Annotated in this window: 14 protein-coding genes; 6 read left to right on the plus strand and 8 right to left on the minus strand. The window is 53.0% G+C overall.

Annotated features, from left to right (window positions below; all coding sequences use genetic code 11):
* The 5 genes from HALA3H3_RS21515 to HALA3H3_RS21535 all read left to right on the plus strand — a co-directional run bounded on the left by HALA3H3_RS21515 (position 1) and on the right by HALA3H3_RS21535 (position 4,138).
* On the plus strand, positions 1-1,233 hold the full coding sequence (locus HALA3H3_RS21515; RefSeq protein ID WP_022523592.1) for a type II secretion system F family protein: 1,233 nt from the start codon (positions 1-3) through the stop codon (positions 1,231-1,233).
* Positions 1,234-1,425: 192 nt separating this feature from the next.
* Positions 1,426-2,271, plus strand: a complete 846-nt coding sequence (locus HALA3H3_RS21520; RefSeq protein ID WP_022523593.1) for a prepilin peptidase — start codon at positions 1,426-1,428, stop codon at positions 2,269-2,271.
* Positions 2,272-2,339: 68 nt separating this feature from the next.
* Positions 2,340-2,942 carry a dephospho-CoA kinase gene (gene coaE / locus HALA3H3_RS21525; protein ID WP_022523594.1) on the plus strand — a complete coding sequence of 201 codons (603 nt, stop codon included), beginning with the start codon at positions 2,340-2,342 and terminating at the stop codon, positions 2,940-2,942.
* Positions 2,943-2,977: 35 nt separating this feature from the next.
* Positions 2,978-3,211: a DNA gyrase inhibitor YacG gene (gene yacG / locus HALA3H3_RS21530; protein ID WP_022523595.1), complete on the plus strand. Its 234-nt coding sequence runs from the start codon at positions 2,978-2,980 to the stop codon at positions 3,209-3,211.
* 39 nt (positions 3,212-3,250) lie between these two features.
* Positions 3,251-4,138: a hypothetical protein gene (locus HALA3H3_RS21535; protein WP_022523596.1), complete on the plus strand. Its 888-nt coding sequence runs from the start codon at positions 3,251-3,253 to the stop codon at positions 4,136-4,138.
* A 23-nt stretch (positions 4,139-4,161) separates the two neighbouring features.
* Here the strand turns inward: HALA3H3_RS21535 and HALA3H3_RS21540 are convergent, their stop codons facing one another.
* Positions 4,162-4,521: a hypothetical protein gene (locus HALA3H3_RS21540; protein ID WP_035537408.1), complete on the minus strand. Its 360-nt coding sequence runs from the start codon at positions 4,519-4,521 to the stop codon at positions 4,162-4,164.
* 374 nt (positions 4,522-4,895) lie between these two features.
* Here HALA3H3_RS21540 and HALA3H3_RS21545 point away from each other — a divergent pair, with 374 nt between their 5' ends.
* On the plus strand, positions 4,896-5,726 hold the full coding sequence (locus tag HALA3H3_RS21545) for a helix-turn-helix transcriptional regulator (protein WP_022523598.1): 831 nt from the start codon (positions 4,896-4,898) through the stop codon (positions 5,724-5,726).
* Between the two features lie 88 nt (positions 5,727-5,814).
* Here the strand turns inward: HALA3H3_RS21545 and HALA3H3_RS21550 are convergent, their stop codons facing one another.
* The 7 genes from HALA3H3_RS21550 to gyrA form a co-directional block, all read right to left on the minus strand.
* Positions 5,815-6,189 carry a histone-like nucleoid-structuring protein, MvaT/MvaU family gene (locus HALA3H3_RS21550; RefSeq protein ID WP_022523599.1) on the minus strand — a complete coding sequence of 125 codons (375 nt, stop codon included), beginning with the start codon at positions 6,187-6,189 and terminating at the stop codon, positions 5,815-5,817.
* 326 nt (positions 6,190-6,515) lie between these two features.
* Positions 6,516-8,195 carry a 30S ribosomal protein S1 gene (rpsA, locus tag HALA3H3_RS21555; protein ID WP_008957327.1) on the minus strand — a complete coding sequence of 560 codons (1,680 nt, stop codon included), beginning with the start codon at positions 8,193-8,195 and terminating at the stop codon, positions 6,516-6,518.
* Positions 8,196-8,378: 183 nt separating this feature from the next.
* Positions 8,379-9,077 carry a (d)CMP kinase gene (gene cmk, locus HALA3H3_RS21560; protein WP_022523601.1) on the minus strand — a complete coding sequence of 233 codons (699 nt, stop codon included), beginning with the start codon at positions 9,075-9,077 and terminating at the stop codon, positions 8,379-8,381.
* A complete protein-coding gene (locus HALA3H3_RS21565; protein WP_022523602.1) occupies positions 9,070-11,349 on the minus strand; it encodes a bifunctional prephenate dehydrogenase/3-phosphoshikimate 1-carboxyvinyltransferase in 2,280 nt (759 codons plus the stop codon). Before HALA3H3_RS21565 ends, cmk begins: the two co-directional genes overlap by 8 nt.
* 5 nt (positions 11,350-11,354) lie before the next feature.
* Positions 11,355-12,446 carry a prephenate dehydratase gene (gene pheA / locus HALA3H3_RS21570; RefSeq protein ID WP_022523603.1) on the minus strand — a complete coding sequence of 364 codons (1,092 nt, stop codon included), beginning with the start codon at positions 12,444-12,446 and terminating at the stop codon, positions 11,355-11,357.
* Between the two features lie 6 nt (positions 12,447-12,452).
* The gene (gene serC / locus HALA3H3_RS21575) at positions 12,453-13,556 is read right to left on the minus strand and encodes a 3-phosphoserine/phosphohydroxythreonine transaminase (protein ID WP_022523604.1); all 1,104 of its coding nucleotides are present in this window, start codon (positions 13,554-13,556) and stop codon (positions 12,453-12,455) included.
* Positions 13,540-15,818, minus strand: a 2,279-nt coding sequence (gene gyrA / locus HALA3H3_RS21580; protein WP_082116889.1) for a DNA gyrase subunit A, incomplete at its 5' end; no start/stop codon positions are given. The genes gyrA and serC, both read right to left, overlap by 17 nt.

Here is a 15,818-nt window from a genome sequence, read left to right on the forward strand (position 1 = left end):
ATGGCTAAAACGGCACGTCGACGCCAAACGCCCGCCATCAAGCTAGCGCGCTGGAAATGGATCGGTAAAGGCCCCCAGGATAGAGCGCTAAGCGGTGAGATGATTGGCCGCAGTAAAGCCGAAGTAGCCGCTAAACTCACCAAGCAAAATATCGTTATCCGCCGGATTAGTAAAAAAGGCAACCTAGGTGGCAACGGCCGAGTTAACCCCAACGACGTTATGGTCTTTGCGCGCCAGATGGCCACAATGGTTCGCGCCGGTATCCCCTTGCTACAGGCGCTTCAAGTGGTGGCAGAGAGCCTCAAAAAACCTGCTATGGTTGCCCTAATGCAACAGATGATAAGCGATGTATCATCGGGCTCCAGCTTCTCTGATGCATTGAACCGCCACCCCAAACACTTTGATCGCCTGTTTGTTAACCTAGTCAGCGCCGGCGAGCAGTCAGGTGCGCTGGATCAAATGCTTGATCGTCTTGCGACCTATAAGGAGAAGGTTGAGTCGCTGAAAGCGCGAGTAAAAAAAGCGCTTTGGTACCCCACCACCGTTATGACGATTGGCATTGCTGTGACCATGTTGCTGTTGATTAAAGTGGTGCCTGAATTTGAAAGCATGTTCCAGAGCTTTGGTGCAGAGCTTCCCGCACTGACCCAGTTGACCGTGAATTTATCCGGGCTTGCCCAGCGTTATTGGCTAGCGGCGCTCGGCGCGGTGATTGCTGCCGTCCTACTACTCAGAATAAGCATTCAGCGCTCGCCTAATGTCGCTTACCGCATGCACGCTTTGCTGCTTCGGTTACCGGTCATTGGCGATATCATGCATAAATCCGCCATCGCCCGCTTTTCGCGTACCTTAGCGACTACCTTTGCCTCCGGTGTACCGCTCGTAGAAGGCTTAGATACCGCCGCCGGTGCCACCGGCAATAAAGTGTACGAACGCGCGGTGGCACAAACGCGCCAGGACGTAGCCACCGGACAACAGCTACACTTCGCCATGCGGATGACCAACCGCTTTCCCCCCTTGGCAATCCAAATGGTCAGTATCGGTGAAGAAGCGGGGTCGCTGGATGTCATGCTTAATCGTGTTGCCGATTACTACGAAGAAGAAGTCGACAATAAGGTCGATGCTCTTACCTCGCTCATGGAGCCGGTTATTATTGTAGTACTGGGCGTGCTCGTTGGCGGTGTGGTTGTCTCTATGTACTTACCCATTTTCGACTTGGGCGCAGCCCTCTAAGCACCAAATGCTTAGGCTCTGTCAGAAAACTGGCTGCGCTCGACCATACGGCGTTAAAAATCGGCTCAAAGTACTCATTTACACCATGTAAACTCCGTCTTTTCGCCGATTTTTGCCTTGTCTGGCCTTCGCTCGCCGACTTTTCAGACAGAGCCTAAAAAAACGCTAATTTCTAGAAACCTAAGGAGCTCCATGCATCACCCTCCGTTTATCCTGTGGTTAATCGTTTTATTGATTGGGCTATGCCTGGGCAGTTTTCTAAATGTGGTGATTACGCGCCTGCCGGTGATGCTGATGCGTGGCTGGCGTAACGAAGCCCGCGAAGCACTTGAGCTTAGCGCGGAACACTCACCACGCTTTAATTTGGCCACACCAGGCTCTATGTGTCCACGCTGTGAAGCCCCCATTGCATGGCACGACAACCTGCCACTGATTGGCTGGATAAAGCGCCGCGGCCGCTGCGCTGAGTGCCAAACGCCGATTAGCGTTCAATATCCTCTGGTAGAAGTAGCCGGTGGCTTACTGGCCATGGCGGTGCTAGCGCTCCACGGGCTTACGGCAGAATCAGTCTTCGTTTACGGGGCCTGTCTGATGCTGTTAGTGCTCGCCGTGATCGACTTTCGCACCCAGCTTCTCCCTGACATCATCACCCTCCCCTTGCTTTGGGCAGGGTTACTGTTTCAGCTCCTCTTCCAGCCACTGATGCTACCAAGTGCCGTTATCGGCGCAATGGTAGGCTATCTTTCACTGTGGAGCTTTTATTGGCTATTCAAACTGGCCACCGGCAAAGAGGGTATGGGCTATGGCGACTTTAAGCTGCTGGCAGCACTAGGCGCCTGGTTGGGTTGGAGTTTTTTACCGCTAATATTGATACTTTCCGCAGGGCTTGGGGCCATTGTTGGGCTAGTTGCCCAGGCCTACTCACCTAACCTACGCGGCACACCGCTTCCCTTCGGCCCTTTTCTCGCCCTCGCCGGCTGGGTGGCGTTGTTAGTCGGTGATGAAATAATGGCAATGTATCTCAACCTGCTTATGTAAAATTGAGCCATGTGAACTTTGGCCATGTGAAACGTGGCCCTATAAACTTTAGCTATATGAGGCAGCAGATGATTATCGGATTAACGGGTGGCATCGGGTCAGGTAAATCGACCGTCGCTCGCGCTTTTGAAGCACTCGGCGCTGCCTGGGTCGATGCCGATGATGTCGCCAGGGAAATAGTCTTACCTGAAGAACCGGCGCTGCTAGCTATTAAAAACCGCTTCGGTGATCAGGTCATGCACCAGGATGGCACGCTTAATCGCGCCGCCCTGCGCGAGATTATTTTTAACGATCCAAAACAACGCCAGTGGCTAGAATCCATCACACATCCCAAAATAAGGGAGCGGCTATTGCAGCATTTAAAGCGGCTCAAAGTCCAGGGAGCGCCTTACGCGCTGCTTGTATCACCGTTACTGTTTGAGTCGGGTCAAAACACACTAGTAAACCGCGCGGTGGTTGTCGATGTGCCCCAAGCGCTACAATTATCGAGAACCCAACAGCGTGATGGGGTGAGTGAAAGCCAGGTGCGTGCTATTCTCGCCGCCCAACTTTCCCGCGAACAACGGCTAGCAAAAGCAGATGACGTGATCGATAACAGCGGTGACCACGCCAGCATGATGGAACAAGTGGCACGGCTTGATGAACGCTACCGTCGACAGCTTAACTACTGAGATATCGCACTTGTTAACGCAATTGGAGTTTTTTTATGGCTCGCCCTGCAAACGATTCCCCGCTAGAAGTTAATTGTCCGCAGTGCGCTAAGCGCGTGCCCTGGTTACCGGAAAGCACTTACCGCCCTTTCTGCAGTAAGCGTTGCCAACTATTGGATTTAGGTGCCTGGGCCGATGAGTCACACCGCATATCGGGCGAATCCGCCATGGATGAAGCCGATATAGAAACCTTACTGGCGCAAGCCGACAAGGATGCACCACTGACCTAGTTTTTACGAAAACTGACTTAACGAGCACTGACACTGACTATGGCCGAGATAAACGCTAACCCATCATCGCCTTCGGCCTATCATCTGCTGCTTCAACTGGAGCAGCAGTTTGATCATCTACTTGCAACCATTGAAGCCGCTGTTTCACTATACGAACAGCAACTACCAGCAACATGGCTCTTTCATCAAACGACGCCGTCTAGCGATTGGTTGCGTAAAGCCCTGTTCGATATGTGGCATGAGCAGGATCAAGATGGCCGTGAGACGCGCAACTATATTGCCGTAGTAGCCGCTAATGACGAGCTACTAATGACAATAGACGCTGTAAATCAAGCCAAGGTCAGTTTTAGTGACCAATTACAACATATCAAACAGGCATTTCCCCAAACACTTAGCGATGCAAAAAGTCGCCTACCGCAACGCCACCCTCACGTTGATGAAGTGTTACGCCGCAATGGACTTGCCCGTTTACATCTTAAACAGAGCTGGCGGCAGCTACCTATCGCACAAGCGCCTGTCTCACGCATTCGCTTTGCTTGGTACAGTAGTGGTCGCTCTATTAAACGCCTGTCAGTTCAAGAAGCTGAACATAAGCTATTGCAGCTTGATACTGATGCACCGCATATTCGTATTCAGCTACGCAAGCTAGCCGGTATTCCAAGCGGCGAAGTGCTTGCCCAGGTGCAAACTCAGGCCCCGCTGATGCGGGCAAACCTGTTTTTTACCGAACCACTCGACGATGGGCATACACGACGGGCACTGAATGCCGCTATGCCTATTTTTGTGCCTGACAATAACCAGCGGCTGCCCCACATTAACCTGCCTACGCCAGAACCTCCCACTGCCCGCACACGGGCAAGACGACGCGATGAGAAACTAGAGCAGGATGTATTTCTACCGAGCTTGAGGATTTATCGCTACCGTTAGCATAAAGGCACCTGCAAAGACTTCTACGGTGTTTTGGATGTGCTAGCTGCAGGCACTACATCCTGCTGCCATACCCCATAGCCAAGCAGCGCTTCGATCAGCTCGGCCAGGTCGTAATGATCCACACCATACTCGCTCAACAAAGCTTCAAAGCGCTGTTTAAAAATACGCTCCCGCTCTTGTTGCTGTTCCTCCTGCTGGCTTTCTAAATCTTCTTGCTCCAATGCCGCAAGCGAGCGTACCGGCGGGCCTGTCGGTATATCGAAACCGCTCTCTGGGTCATCTAATTGGCGTAAAGCCTGCGCAAAAGCATCGTCTAACTCACGAAACTTACGCAGCTTCTCGCGCTCATCTATCGGCTTTTGAACCTTTTGATATTTCATCGATGTTTCATTTACACCTTGCTTGAAATGGTCGATATGACTGCCAATGTCGCTTTTTTTGGCAAAAACTGTGCACAAACGCGTAAAGCTAACGAGCAAACTTGCCTTTGCCACCCAATTACCAGCATAAAGGCATCATTATTAGGTATATGAGGGTAACCCACACATTTATCAAACACGTCACAGTCAGCGACAACGCATTAATTGATGCCTCGCATCAACATTACCCACAAGTAGCCTGAATAGAGATTCCACTCTCATCAGTAAGCTGAACTTTTTCCTTTCAGCCAGGTTACCAACACTAACGCACTGGGAGAGTGCATTACAGGCAAGATAAGCACGACCTGTATGATTCACGTATTAGAGGCCAGATAATGTTCAACGCGATGACACGAGCTGAGATCTGGCTGCAGGACACACTTGATAAGCCACTCGGTATTGAAGACCTTGCGAATCACATAGGGTATTCATCTTCCCAAGTTCGGCGCCAATTTCGCCAAAGCTTTGACATCTCACCTAGCGCCTACCGTGAAATAAGGCGATTGGAGCGCGCAGCGGTGTTGCTAGGGCTTACTCCTCTCAATATAGCGCAAATTGCGATACGTTGCGGGTACCATAACCACTCGTCGTTTTCCCGGGCATTTCAACGTCGCTATCAGCTGAGTCCGCGCCATTTTCGACAAACCCTGAAAACCACGCTCATTCAGCCAAAACCGCATCCTGTTTTTAACACGCGCATCGAAAAAAGCAATGACCGCCAAATGATCCTAATGCGCCTCTACAAAGCTCCCACGCATATTAAGGGGCTAGGGGATGCCAGCTATCAGAATAAGCAGCTAGCGTGCTTACAGGCGCGCCTTAGACTATCAACGACCGTCATTGCACTGCCCGACATACTCGCAGATAAGGTTAATGCACTTAATAGTGAATTTTTTCATTCATTCCGTACCGACTTTGGTCTTTACCTATCGGATACGGACAATGCACAAGACATTGCGTTACCAGTGCACTACCGGCGGGTCGACATTCCCACCCACCACTACGCGAGCACGTGCTTTGACGACTTAGCTGATCTAAATAGCGCGTTGATGCATACCATCATGTATCTACTTCACAAGAAAAATGTCTGTCACGTTAGCGGCCACCCTCCGCAGGTATTATGGAAAGCGAACCATTTAGAACTTCGTATTCCCTTAATAGCCTAGCAGTGATGGCCACGTCTTAGCGATATAGCTGAACACAGGGCAATAAAAAACCGGCATTCCTGTACAGAAATGCCGGTTGTTAACTAACTTAGTCTTCCATGCGCTCCAGCCAAGACTCGACGGTTTCATCGCCATACTGATCTTTCCAGCTACGCAGGCCCTTATGGTTGCCGCCACGAGTCTCAATGACTTCCCCCGTTTTGGGGTTTTTGTAAATTTTAAGACGACGCTTACGACGTGCATTGCCACTGGCTGTGGTTTTAGCCGTACGCTGGTCAGCAGCCGGATCCAATAAGGCAATGACATCGCCTGGGCGCTTGCCAAACTCAGTCATTAGCGCTTCAAGTTTGGCCTTAAATTCCAACTCACTTTTTAGACGCTGGTCGCCTTCTAAGCGCTGCAAATCTTCCTGAAGCTGCTTTAGCTGCTGCTCTTTTTGGATATATTCGTTAAGTAATGACATCGAGGTTCCTTTAATAGCTTATCCAACTGAATGGGGCTCAGCTGAATGGGATCTAACTGAGGTGCAGATTGACAACCTTGACACCCACTAGTTCAGAATGCAGGGACATTATTCCTGTAAAAAGAGTAACTGACAACAGTCTAGTTGATTTTCACTCAATTACTAATCGTTTTTTTAAAACTCAATTGCTGCTTAAAGAGTTTAACCCTAATAGAACATGGCGACTATACACACCTACCGTAGAGCTATTACAAGCACTCAACCACTACAAACAAAAGCGCCGCCCATAAGGGCGGCGCTTTTACAAACCAATAACTAATCGATAATTAGTCTTGGCCCATCTGCTGCTTGATCAAATCACCGATGGTGGTCGGGCCACCTGCAGTTTCCGGCTCTTGCTCACGCATCTTCTTCAGGTTCTGACGCGTATCGTCTTGGTCTTTCGCTTTTACCGACAGATTGATCTGACGACTCTTACGATCAACACTTACGATACGGGCTTCTACGCTGTCGCCTTCATTCAGCACATTGCGCGCGTCTTCTACGCGGTCAGCACTGATTTCAGAGGCTTTCAGCACAGCAATAACGTCAGTCGCCAATTCAACTTGAGCTTCTTTAGCATCAACTTCAATGACGCGACCCGTTACGATGCTGCCCTTGTCGTTGACTGACAGGTACTCAGCAACGGGATCAGAATCCATCTGCTTGATACCCAGCGAGATGCGCTCACGCTCTGGATCAATAGACAGGATAACGGCTTCAGCTTCATCGCCTTTCTTAAAGCTGCGTACGGCTTCTTCGCCAGTATCAGTCCAAGAAATATCAGACAAGTGAACCAGACCGTCAATACCGCCTTCTAGGCCGATAAAGATACCGAAGTCAGTAATTGACTTGATGGTACCGGAAACACGGTCACCCTTGTTGTAGTCAGTGTTGAAGGTTTCCCACGGGTTAGCAGTGCACTGCTTGATACCCAGAGAAATACGACGACGCTCTTCGTCGATATCCAACACCATAACGTCAACATCATCGCCCACTTGAACGACTTTAGACGGATGGATGTTTTTGTTAGTCCAGTCCATTTCAGAAACGTGAACCAGACCTTCAACACCCTCTTCCAGCTCGGCAAAGCAGCCGTAGTCAGTCAGGTTAGTGACGACCGCGTGTACTTTCATGCCTTCCGGATAACGCTCTTTAATGTTGACCCACGGATCTTCGCCCAACTGCTTCAGACCCAGTGAAACGCGATTACGCTCACGGTCAAACTTCAGAACTTTGACGTTGATCTCATCGCCAACGGCAACGATTTCGGACGGATGCTTAATACGCTTCCACGCCATGTCTGTAATGTGCAGCAGGCCGTCAACACCACCCAGGTCTACGAAAGCGCCGTAGTCTGTCAGGTTCTTAACGATACCCTTGATCTGCTGACCTTCTTGCAGAGTTGCCAGCAGCGCTTCGCGCTCGGCACTGTTCTCTGCTTCCAGAACCGCACGACGTGATACCACAACGTTGTTGCGCTTCGGATCGAGCTTGATGACTTTAAAGTCCAGCTCTTTGTTTTCCAGGTGCGCAGTGTCGCGAACTGGACGAACGTCAACCAACGAGCCCGGCAAGAAGGCACGGATAGAGTCAACTTCAACAGTGAAGCCGCCTTTAACCTTACCGTTAATAACGCCCTTAATGATTTCGTCTTTCTCGAAGGCTGCTTCAAGAATCTTCCAAGCTTCTGCACGCTTGGCTTTTTCACGAGACAGACGCGTTTCACCGAAACCATCTTCTACGGCTTCAAGTGCAACGTGCACGTCGTCACCGATAGCGATGTTCAGATTACCGTGCTCATCGCGGAATTGTGACGCAGGGATCTGACCTTCAGATTTCAGACCAGCGTTGACAGTAACCCAGTCACCGTCAATGTCGACAACCTGAGCCGCGACAATAGCGCCTGGCTCCATGTTGATGTCGTTAAGAGACTGTTCAAACAGCTCAGCAAAGCTTTCGCTCATGGTGTTCCTACGTAATTACGTTGTTGAGGCATAAATGCCTTCTCCGCACCACCAGCAAGTGCGGGCCTAATGTCACTCAGCCTTTGGGGGTGTTAACGCTGGTTAGACCTGACCGGGCTCACCGATGTGAGTTTAGTGCCCTGCCACGTCGTGACACCTATCCAAAAGCGCCGCAAGGGAGAATCAGACGCCGCTTACCAGCCCTTTTTGGGCGAGCAGTTCGGTCAGTCGATCAACCACTTCCGGTATGCTCAGGCGCGTGGTATCAAGCGTAATGGCATCATCTGCCGGCTTGAGAGGAGCCACACTGCGCTGCGTGTCGCGTGCATCGCGTGCCTGAATCTCCTTTAAAAGACTCGAAAGACTAGCATCCACCCCGGCTTCCTGCAACTGCAGATAGCGTCGACGCGCCCGTTCATCGGCGCTGGCGGTTAAAAAAATCTTCAGCGCCGCGTCAGGAAACACCACGGTACCCATGTCACGACCATCCGCCACCAAGCCCGGCGCTTGGCAAAAATCGCGCTGGCGCTGTAGCAGGGCTTGGCGCACCGCGGGCAGTGCCGCCACTTGAGAAGCTCGCTCGCCGGCCTGTTCGGTGCGAATGACCTGGCCAACATCTTCACCCTCAAGCAGTGTACGTGGCTGTCCCTCTTCAACAGGAAACGCCACATCTAACTGCTCTGCCAAGCGTGCCAGGCCCAACTCGTCGTCAACGGCTACGTTGTGCTTAACTGCTGCTTGAGCCGTCAGTCGATAAAGTGCGCCACTATCGAGAAGATGCCAGCCTAGGCGCTCTGCCACCAAGCCACTGATCGTACCTTTACCTGCGCCGCCAGGCCCATCAATGGTGACAACGGGAGCAGCAGCAACACGATCATTCATGCGCGCCCTCCACGCTAACGCCCATGCCAATACGCGTGGCTAATTCGACAAAGTCAGGGAATGAGGTCGCCACATTGGCGCAGTCTTCAATCACAATTTCTGCACTTGCACGTAGTGATGAAATCGCAAACGCCATGGCAATACGGTGATCGCCCAGACTATCAACACGCCCACCGCCGTAGCTCGCTTTTTGCGCATCGCCATTGCCGACAATATCGATGCCGTCGTCTACAACGGTGTGCTGCACACCTAACACAGCCAAGCCATCGGCCATGGCCTGAATGCGATCAGACTCTTTGACCCGTAGCTCTTCAGCACCTCTAAGACGGGTCACACCCTCGGCATTAGCGGCGGCAATAAACAGCGCGGGGAATTCATCAATGGCTAACGGCACTTGCTCTTCGGGAATATCAATGCCTTTCAGCGGCGCATAGCGAATACGAATATCGGCCACCGGCTCCCCCCCCACTTCGCGCTCATTCTCTAACGCCAAATTCGCCCCCATCAGGGTAAGAATATTGATTACGCCAATCCGGGTGGGATTAATGCCGACGTGTTCAAGGGTGATATCTGAGCCTGGGGTAATGGCAGCTGCCACTAAGAAGAAGGTTGCAGATGAAATATCCGAAGGCACATCAATGGGGCCTGCGGTGAGCTTACCGCCCCCTTTGAGCCAGCAGGTATCGCCTTCACGGGAAACCGCATAGCCAAAACCATTGAGCATACGCTCGGTGTGATCGCGGGTCGGTGCAGGTTCGCGTACCCGAGTTTCGCCTTCGGCGTACAGCCCCGCCAGCAACAGGCAAGATTTTACCTGGGCACTGGCCATGGGCATATCGTAATCGATGCCTTTAAGCTTGGCGCCACCATGAATCTTCAACGGCGGACGCCCGCCCTCAGCGGTATCAATGGTTGCGCCCATCAAGCGCAGCGGGTCAGCCACGCGCCCCATAGGCCGTTTGGTTAGTGACTCATCGCCGGTCAGCTCGCTATCAAACGCTTGGCCTGCCAGCAGTCCTGAAAAAAGCCGCATGGCGGTGCCCGAGTTACCTACATAGAGCGGGCCTGCGGGGGCTTTTAAGCCATGCATACCCACACCGTGAATCGTCACGCGGCCCTGGTGCGGCCCTTCGATCGCCACACCCATTTCCCGAAACGCCTGCAGGGTCGCCAGGCTATCCTCACCTTCCAGAAAGCCTTTTACTTCAGTGACACCCTCAGCCAACGCGCCCAACATAATAGAGCGGTGCGACATGGATTTATCGCCAGGTACGCGCAAACGCCCCTGGGCTTGACCGCCCGGCTGCACACGGTAGGTGACCTTACCTTGTGGTTGCATATGATATTCCGCCTGATAACTGGTTTTGTTCAATAAAGAGTCGAAATAGTGCCGGGCGTGGCTAGCCCGATCAAAGGTGGCAATCAGCGCATCGCTGTCACCGGCTTCTACCGCATGACGCAATCGAGAAAGCCCCGCTTCAAAATCATCCAGCGATGCTAAAACCGCCTGCTTGTTGGCAATAAAAATATCTCGCCACATCACCGGGTCGCTTCCCGCGATACGGGTAAAGTCGCGAAAGCCGCCCGCTGCGTAACGAAAAATATCTAGCCGCTCATCCTGACGGGCCAGCGTATCCACCAGCGAAAATGCCAGCAAGTGCGGCAAATGGCTGGTACGCGCCAACACTTGGTCATGGCGCTCTACGTCCATTTCCAGCACATCGGCACCACAGGCTTCCCATAAGCAGCGCACGCGCTGCAAAGCCTCACGGTCGACGTTCAGTTCAGGTGTCAAAATAACCTTGTGGTCTACATACAAACGCGGATTCGCCGCTGCCACACCGCTTTTTTCTGAACCGGCAATAGGGTGCCCCAGCACCATATTAGTGGGTACCTGGCCAAATACACGCTGAGCGCAGGCGCGGATAGTCGCCTTGGTACTACCAACATCGGTAATCACAACGTCAGCCGACGCGTTAGGTAGCGCTTCGGCCAAGCTTGCCATCACGCTCTCCATGGCGAGCACCGGCACTGCCAGCACTACCATGGTGGCGTCATTGACTTGCTCATCAAGGTGGGTACTGCCTGAGTCGATCAGCCCCATCTCAATACCGCGTGCAATCTCAGCTTCGTCAGGGTCACAGACAACAATTTGACCCTGAAACCCTACCGCGCGCAGCGCTGCCGCTAGCGAACCACCAATCAATCCCAGACCAACAATCAATAGACGCGACTCATGACAGCCTGATGTTTTTACACCGTCTTCGACCATTAACGTCACAGCACGCCTATGGGGTAAGAGCCCAGCACGCGTAGTTCTGCCGCTCGTAGCTGCACCTCTTCAAGCACTGCCGCGACCTCAGGCTCATCACGATGGCCTTTAAAGTCGATAAAAAAGACGTAGTTCCACACACCGGTACGCGAAGGACGCGTTTCAAGGCGCGTTAAATCAATTTGGTGGCGATGAAAAGGCTCCAGCAGCGCATGCAGCGTCCCCGGCTGGTTGCGCATGGCAACCACAATAGAGGTTTTATCCTCTCCTGCCATGGGCACATCCTGGTTGCCAATAATCAAAAACCGCGTGGAGTTATCCGGGCTGTCTTCAATTTTTTCGGCAATGTGCTCAAGCCCATAAAGCTTGGCCGCCATATCACCTGCAATCGCCGCACTATGCCACTCGGTTTTGACTAACTTGGCCGCTTCCGCATTAGAGGAAACCGGCACGCGCTCCGCATGGGGATAGTGAGCATCCAGCCATTTACGGCACTGGGCAAACGACTGCGGGTGCGAGTAAATACGCGAGACCTTATCGCGGCGCGTCGTTTCACTGACCAGCAAATGGTGGTGAATACGCAGTACTACTTCGCCACAAATTTTAATCGAGGAATCCATAAAGGTGTCCAGGGTGTGATTAACCACCCCTTCGGTGGAGTTTTCCACCGGCACGACGCCGTAGTGTGCGGCCCCCGCCTCTACTTCACGAAATACCTCGTCGATGGCTGCCATGGGCAGGCTAACAGCGCTTTCACCAAAGTGCTTGAGCGCCGCCTGTTGCGTAAAGGTACCTTCAGGGCCTAAGTAAGCAACTTTTACCGGCTGCTCAAGTGCCAAACACGCCGACATGATTTCGCGAAACAGCCGCGCCATCTCTTCTGAATCGAGTGGCCCCTTATTCAACGCCATAATGCGCCGAAGCACCTGCGCCTCTCGCTCAGGGCGATAAAACACCGCATCTTTATCTTCAGCTAGCTTGACATGGGCCACCTGCTGGGCACAGCTGGCGCGTTCACTGATCAGGTTCAGAATATCGCTATCGAGCTGATCGATACGCTGGCGCAACTCATCCAGATTGATCGACGTGTCGGACATGGTGATTTAGCCCCTTGTTTTTTCAAAATCGGCCATAAATGCAATTAGGGCATCTACCGCAGACTCAGGCACCGCGTTGTAAAGGCTGGCACGCATACCGCCCACGCTGCGATGACCTTTCAAATTAAGCAGTCCCGCCGCATCGGCCTGCTGTAAAAACGCTTTATCCAGTGCCGAATCGGCCAGTACAAAGGGCACGTTCATGCGCGAACGGTTGGCTTTAGCAATTGGATTGCTATAAAGCTCGCTGGCATCAATCGCTGCGTAAAGTTTATCTGCCTTACGCTGATTGATAGCGTCCATCGCCGCCAATCCGCCAATATCGTCCTTCAGCCACTGAAACACCAGCCCGGCTAAATACCAAGCGTAAGTGGGGGGCGTATTGACCATCGAACCAGCGTCCGCCAGCATTTGATAATCAAATAGCGAAGGTATATTGGCCCTAGCTTTACCTAGCAGGTCGTCACGCACCACCACCAGCGTTAACCCGGCGGGGCCAATATTTTTCTGTGCCCCAGCGTAGATAACGCCAAATTCGCTAACGTCGATGGGCCCAGACAGAATGTTCGACGACATATCGCAGACCAGCGGCACGTGAGCACCATCGGCACGCTGAATATGCGGCGTATAATCAAATTCCAAGCCACCAATTGTCTCGTTAGAGGTGTAGTGCAAATAGGCAGCATCTGCGCTCACCCGCAGTTCGTCTTGTGCGGGTACCGCCGTATGACCGTTGGACTCACTGCTGGCAACCACATGGCAATCAAAACCAAGGTGCTTGGCCTCATTGAGCGCCTTCTTGCCCCAGATGCCGGTCTGAATAAAATTGCCTCTACCGCCTTGACCCAACAGGTTCATCGGCAGCATGGCAAACTGCAAGCTGGCCCCGCCCTGTAGAAACAGCACGCGGTAGTTATCCGGCACGCCCAACAGATGACGAAAGTCGGCTTCGGCACGCTCGGCAATGGCAATAAATTCATCGCTGCGGTGGCTCATTTCCATTACTGAAAGGCCGCGCCCCTGGTAGTCCAGCAACTCTTCCCGGGCGCGCTCCAGCACGGCCACTGGCAGGGCCGCTGGCCCTGCGCAGAAATTATAGTGACGTGTCATCAGTCCCCGTTTCCTGTGCATCATCGGATGTTTTATTCGCCTGTGCGTCTTCAAGGCTGCTTTCTTCAGGGTCACCCGCTCCTTCAAGAGCGCTTAGCTCGTCGCTCTCTTCCGGTTCATCAACGCGCACCGTCTTGACCAGCTTCTCCTCTTTGCCAAGACGAATCAGCATCACGCCCTGGGTATTCCGTGATGTGGTCGAGACCTCTTCCACACGGGTACGCACTAGCGTGCCGCGGTCGGTGATCAGCATCATTTCATCGCTGTCATAGACCTGCATCGCCGCCACGAGCGAACCGTTACGCTCGCTGATTTGCATGGCGATGACACCCTGGCCACCACGACCACGCAGCGGGAATTCTTCCAGGCGCGTGCGCTTGCCGTAACCATTCTCACTGGCGGTCATAATGTAGATCTGACCAACGGCGGTCTCGGCTACAGTGCTCTCTTGGGCACCGTCTTGCGTTTCCCCTTCGGCATCCGCCTCGGCGTCGATCTGCTGGCTTTTAGGAATAATCAGGCTAATGACTTCCGCGTCGCCGGCTAGGCGCATACCACGCACCCCGCGGGCAGTACGCCCCATGGCGCGGGCTTTGCCCTCTTCAAAGCGAATCGCCTTGCCGTTAGACGACAGCAGCATGGCATGGTCATTACCCGTGGTAATCGCCGCACCAACTAAGCGGTCACCCTCTTCCAGGTCAATGGCAATCAGGCCAACGCTGCGTGGGCGCGAGAACTGCTCAAGGCTAGTCCGCTTAACGGTGCCTTTGGCTGTAGCAAAGAAGATGTAGTTATCAGGGTTGTAGTCGCGCACCGGCAAGATGGCGTTGACCGCTTCACCTTCTTCAAGCGGCAGCATATTCACCAGCGGTTTACCCCGCGATCCACGGCTGGCGTTGGGCATTTCGTACACCTTCAGCCAGTACACTTTGCCGCGATTTGAGAACAGCAGCACGGTGTCATGAGTAGAGGCCACCAGCAGATGTTCAATCACGTCTTCGTCTTTCATGGCCGTTGCGGACTTACCGCGGCCACCACGGCGCTGAGCCTGATAATCCGACAGCGGCTGCGTCTTGGCATAGCCTGAACGCGACACGGTTACCACCATGTCCTCTTCGGCGATTAAGTCCTCCATCGACAAATCGAGGTGACTAGCCTGAATTTCAGTACGACGGTCATCGCCAAACTGATCACGCACCGCCCGCAGCTCTTCGCGAATCACTTCCATCAAGCGGTCAGCAGAGGCCAGGATCTCGGTTAGCTCGGCAATTTTCTCAAGAATGCTGAGGTATTCATCAAGCAGCTTCTCAGTCTCAAGTCCCGTCAAGCGATGCAGGCGTAGCTCAAGAATCGCCTGCGCCTGGGCAGGAGAAAGCCGATAAGAGGTGGCCGCGGTATTTAAACCAAAACCCTCTTCCAGCTCTTCTGGCTTGCAAGAAGTAGCCCCGGCCCGCTCTAACATGGCGGTCACCTGACCGGGCTGCCAAGTCTTGGCGAGCAGCTTTTCACGCGCTTCAGCCGCGTTGGGTGAGGCTTTGATCAGCTCAATCACTTCATCGATATTCGAGATAGCGACGGCCAAGCCTTCCAACAGATGCCCACGCTCACGGGCTTTTTTCAGCTCATACAGTGTGCGCCGGGTAACCACTTCGCGCCGGTGACGAATAAAGGCTTCCAGCATCTCTTTAAGATTGAGCGTGCGTGGCTGGCCATTTTCCAGCGCCACCATGTTAATCCCGAACACGTTTTGCAGCTGCGTTTGAGCAAACAGGTTATTGACCACTACTTCGCCGGACTCACCACGCTTGATTTCAATCACCACGCGCAGACCATCTTTATCCGACTCATCGCGCAGTTCGGCGATGCCTTCAATCTTCTTCTCTTTCACCAGCTCGGCGATCTTCTCGATCAACCGCGCCTTATTCACCTGATAAGGCAGTTCGGTGATGATGATGTGATCGCGACCGGTTTTGTCGTGGTGCTCAATGGTGTGGCAAGCGCGCACATAAATACGTCCACGGCCTGTACGATACGCCGACAAAATGCCCGCGCGGCCATTGATAATGGCACCGGTGGGGAAGTCAGGCCCGGGGATATACTCCATCAAGTCATCTACCGACAGCGTGTAGTCGTCGATGAGGGCCAAACAGCCGTCAATCACTTCACGCATATTGTGCGGTGGAATATTGGTCGCCATACCTACCGCGATACCCGACGAGCCGTTAATGAGCAGGTTGGGTACCTTGGTGGGTAATACGGCGG

Source organism: Halomonas sp. A3H3 (genome assembly GCF_000982975.1).
GTDB classification, from domain to species: domain Bacteria; phylum Pseudomonadota; class Gammaproteobacteria; order Pseudomonadales; family Halomonadaceae; genus Vreelandella; species Vreelandella titanicae.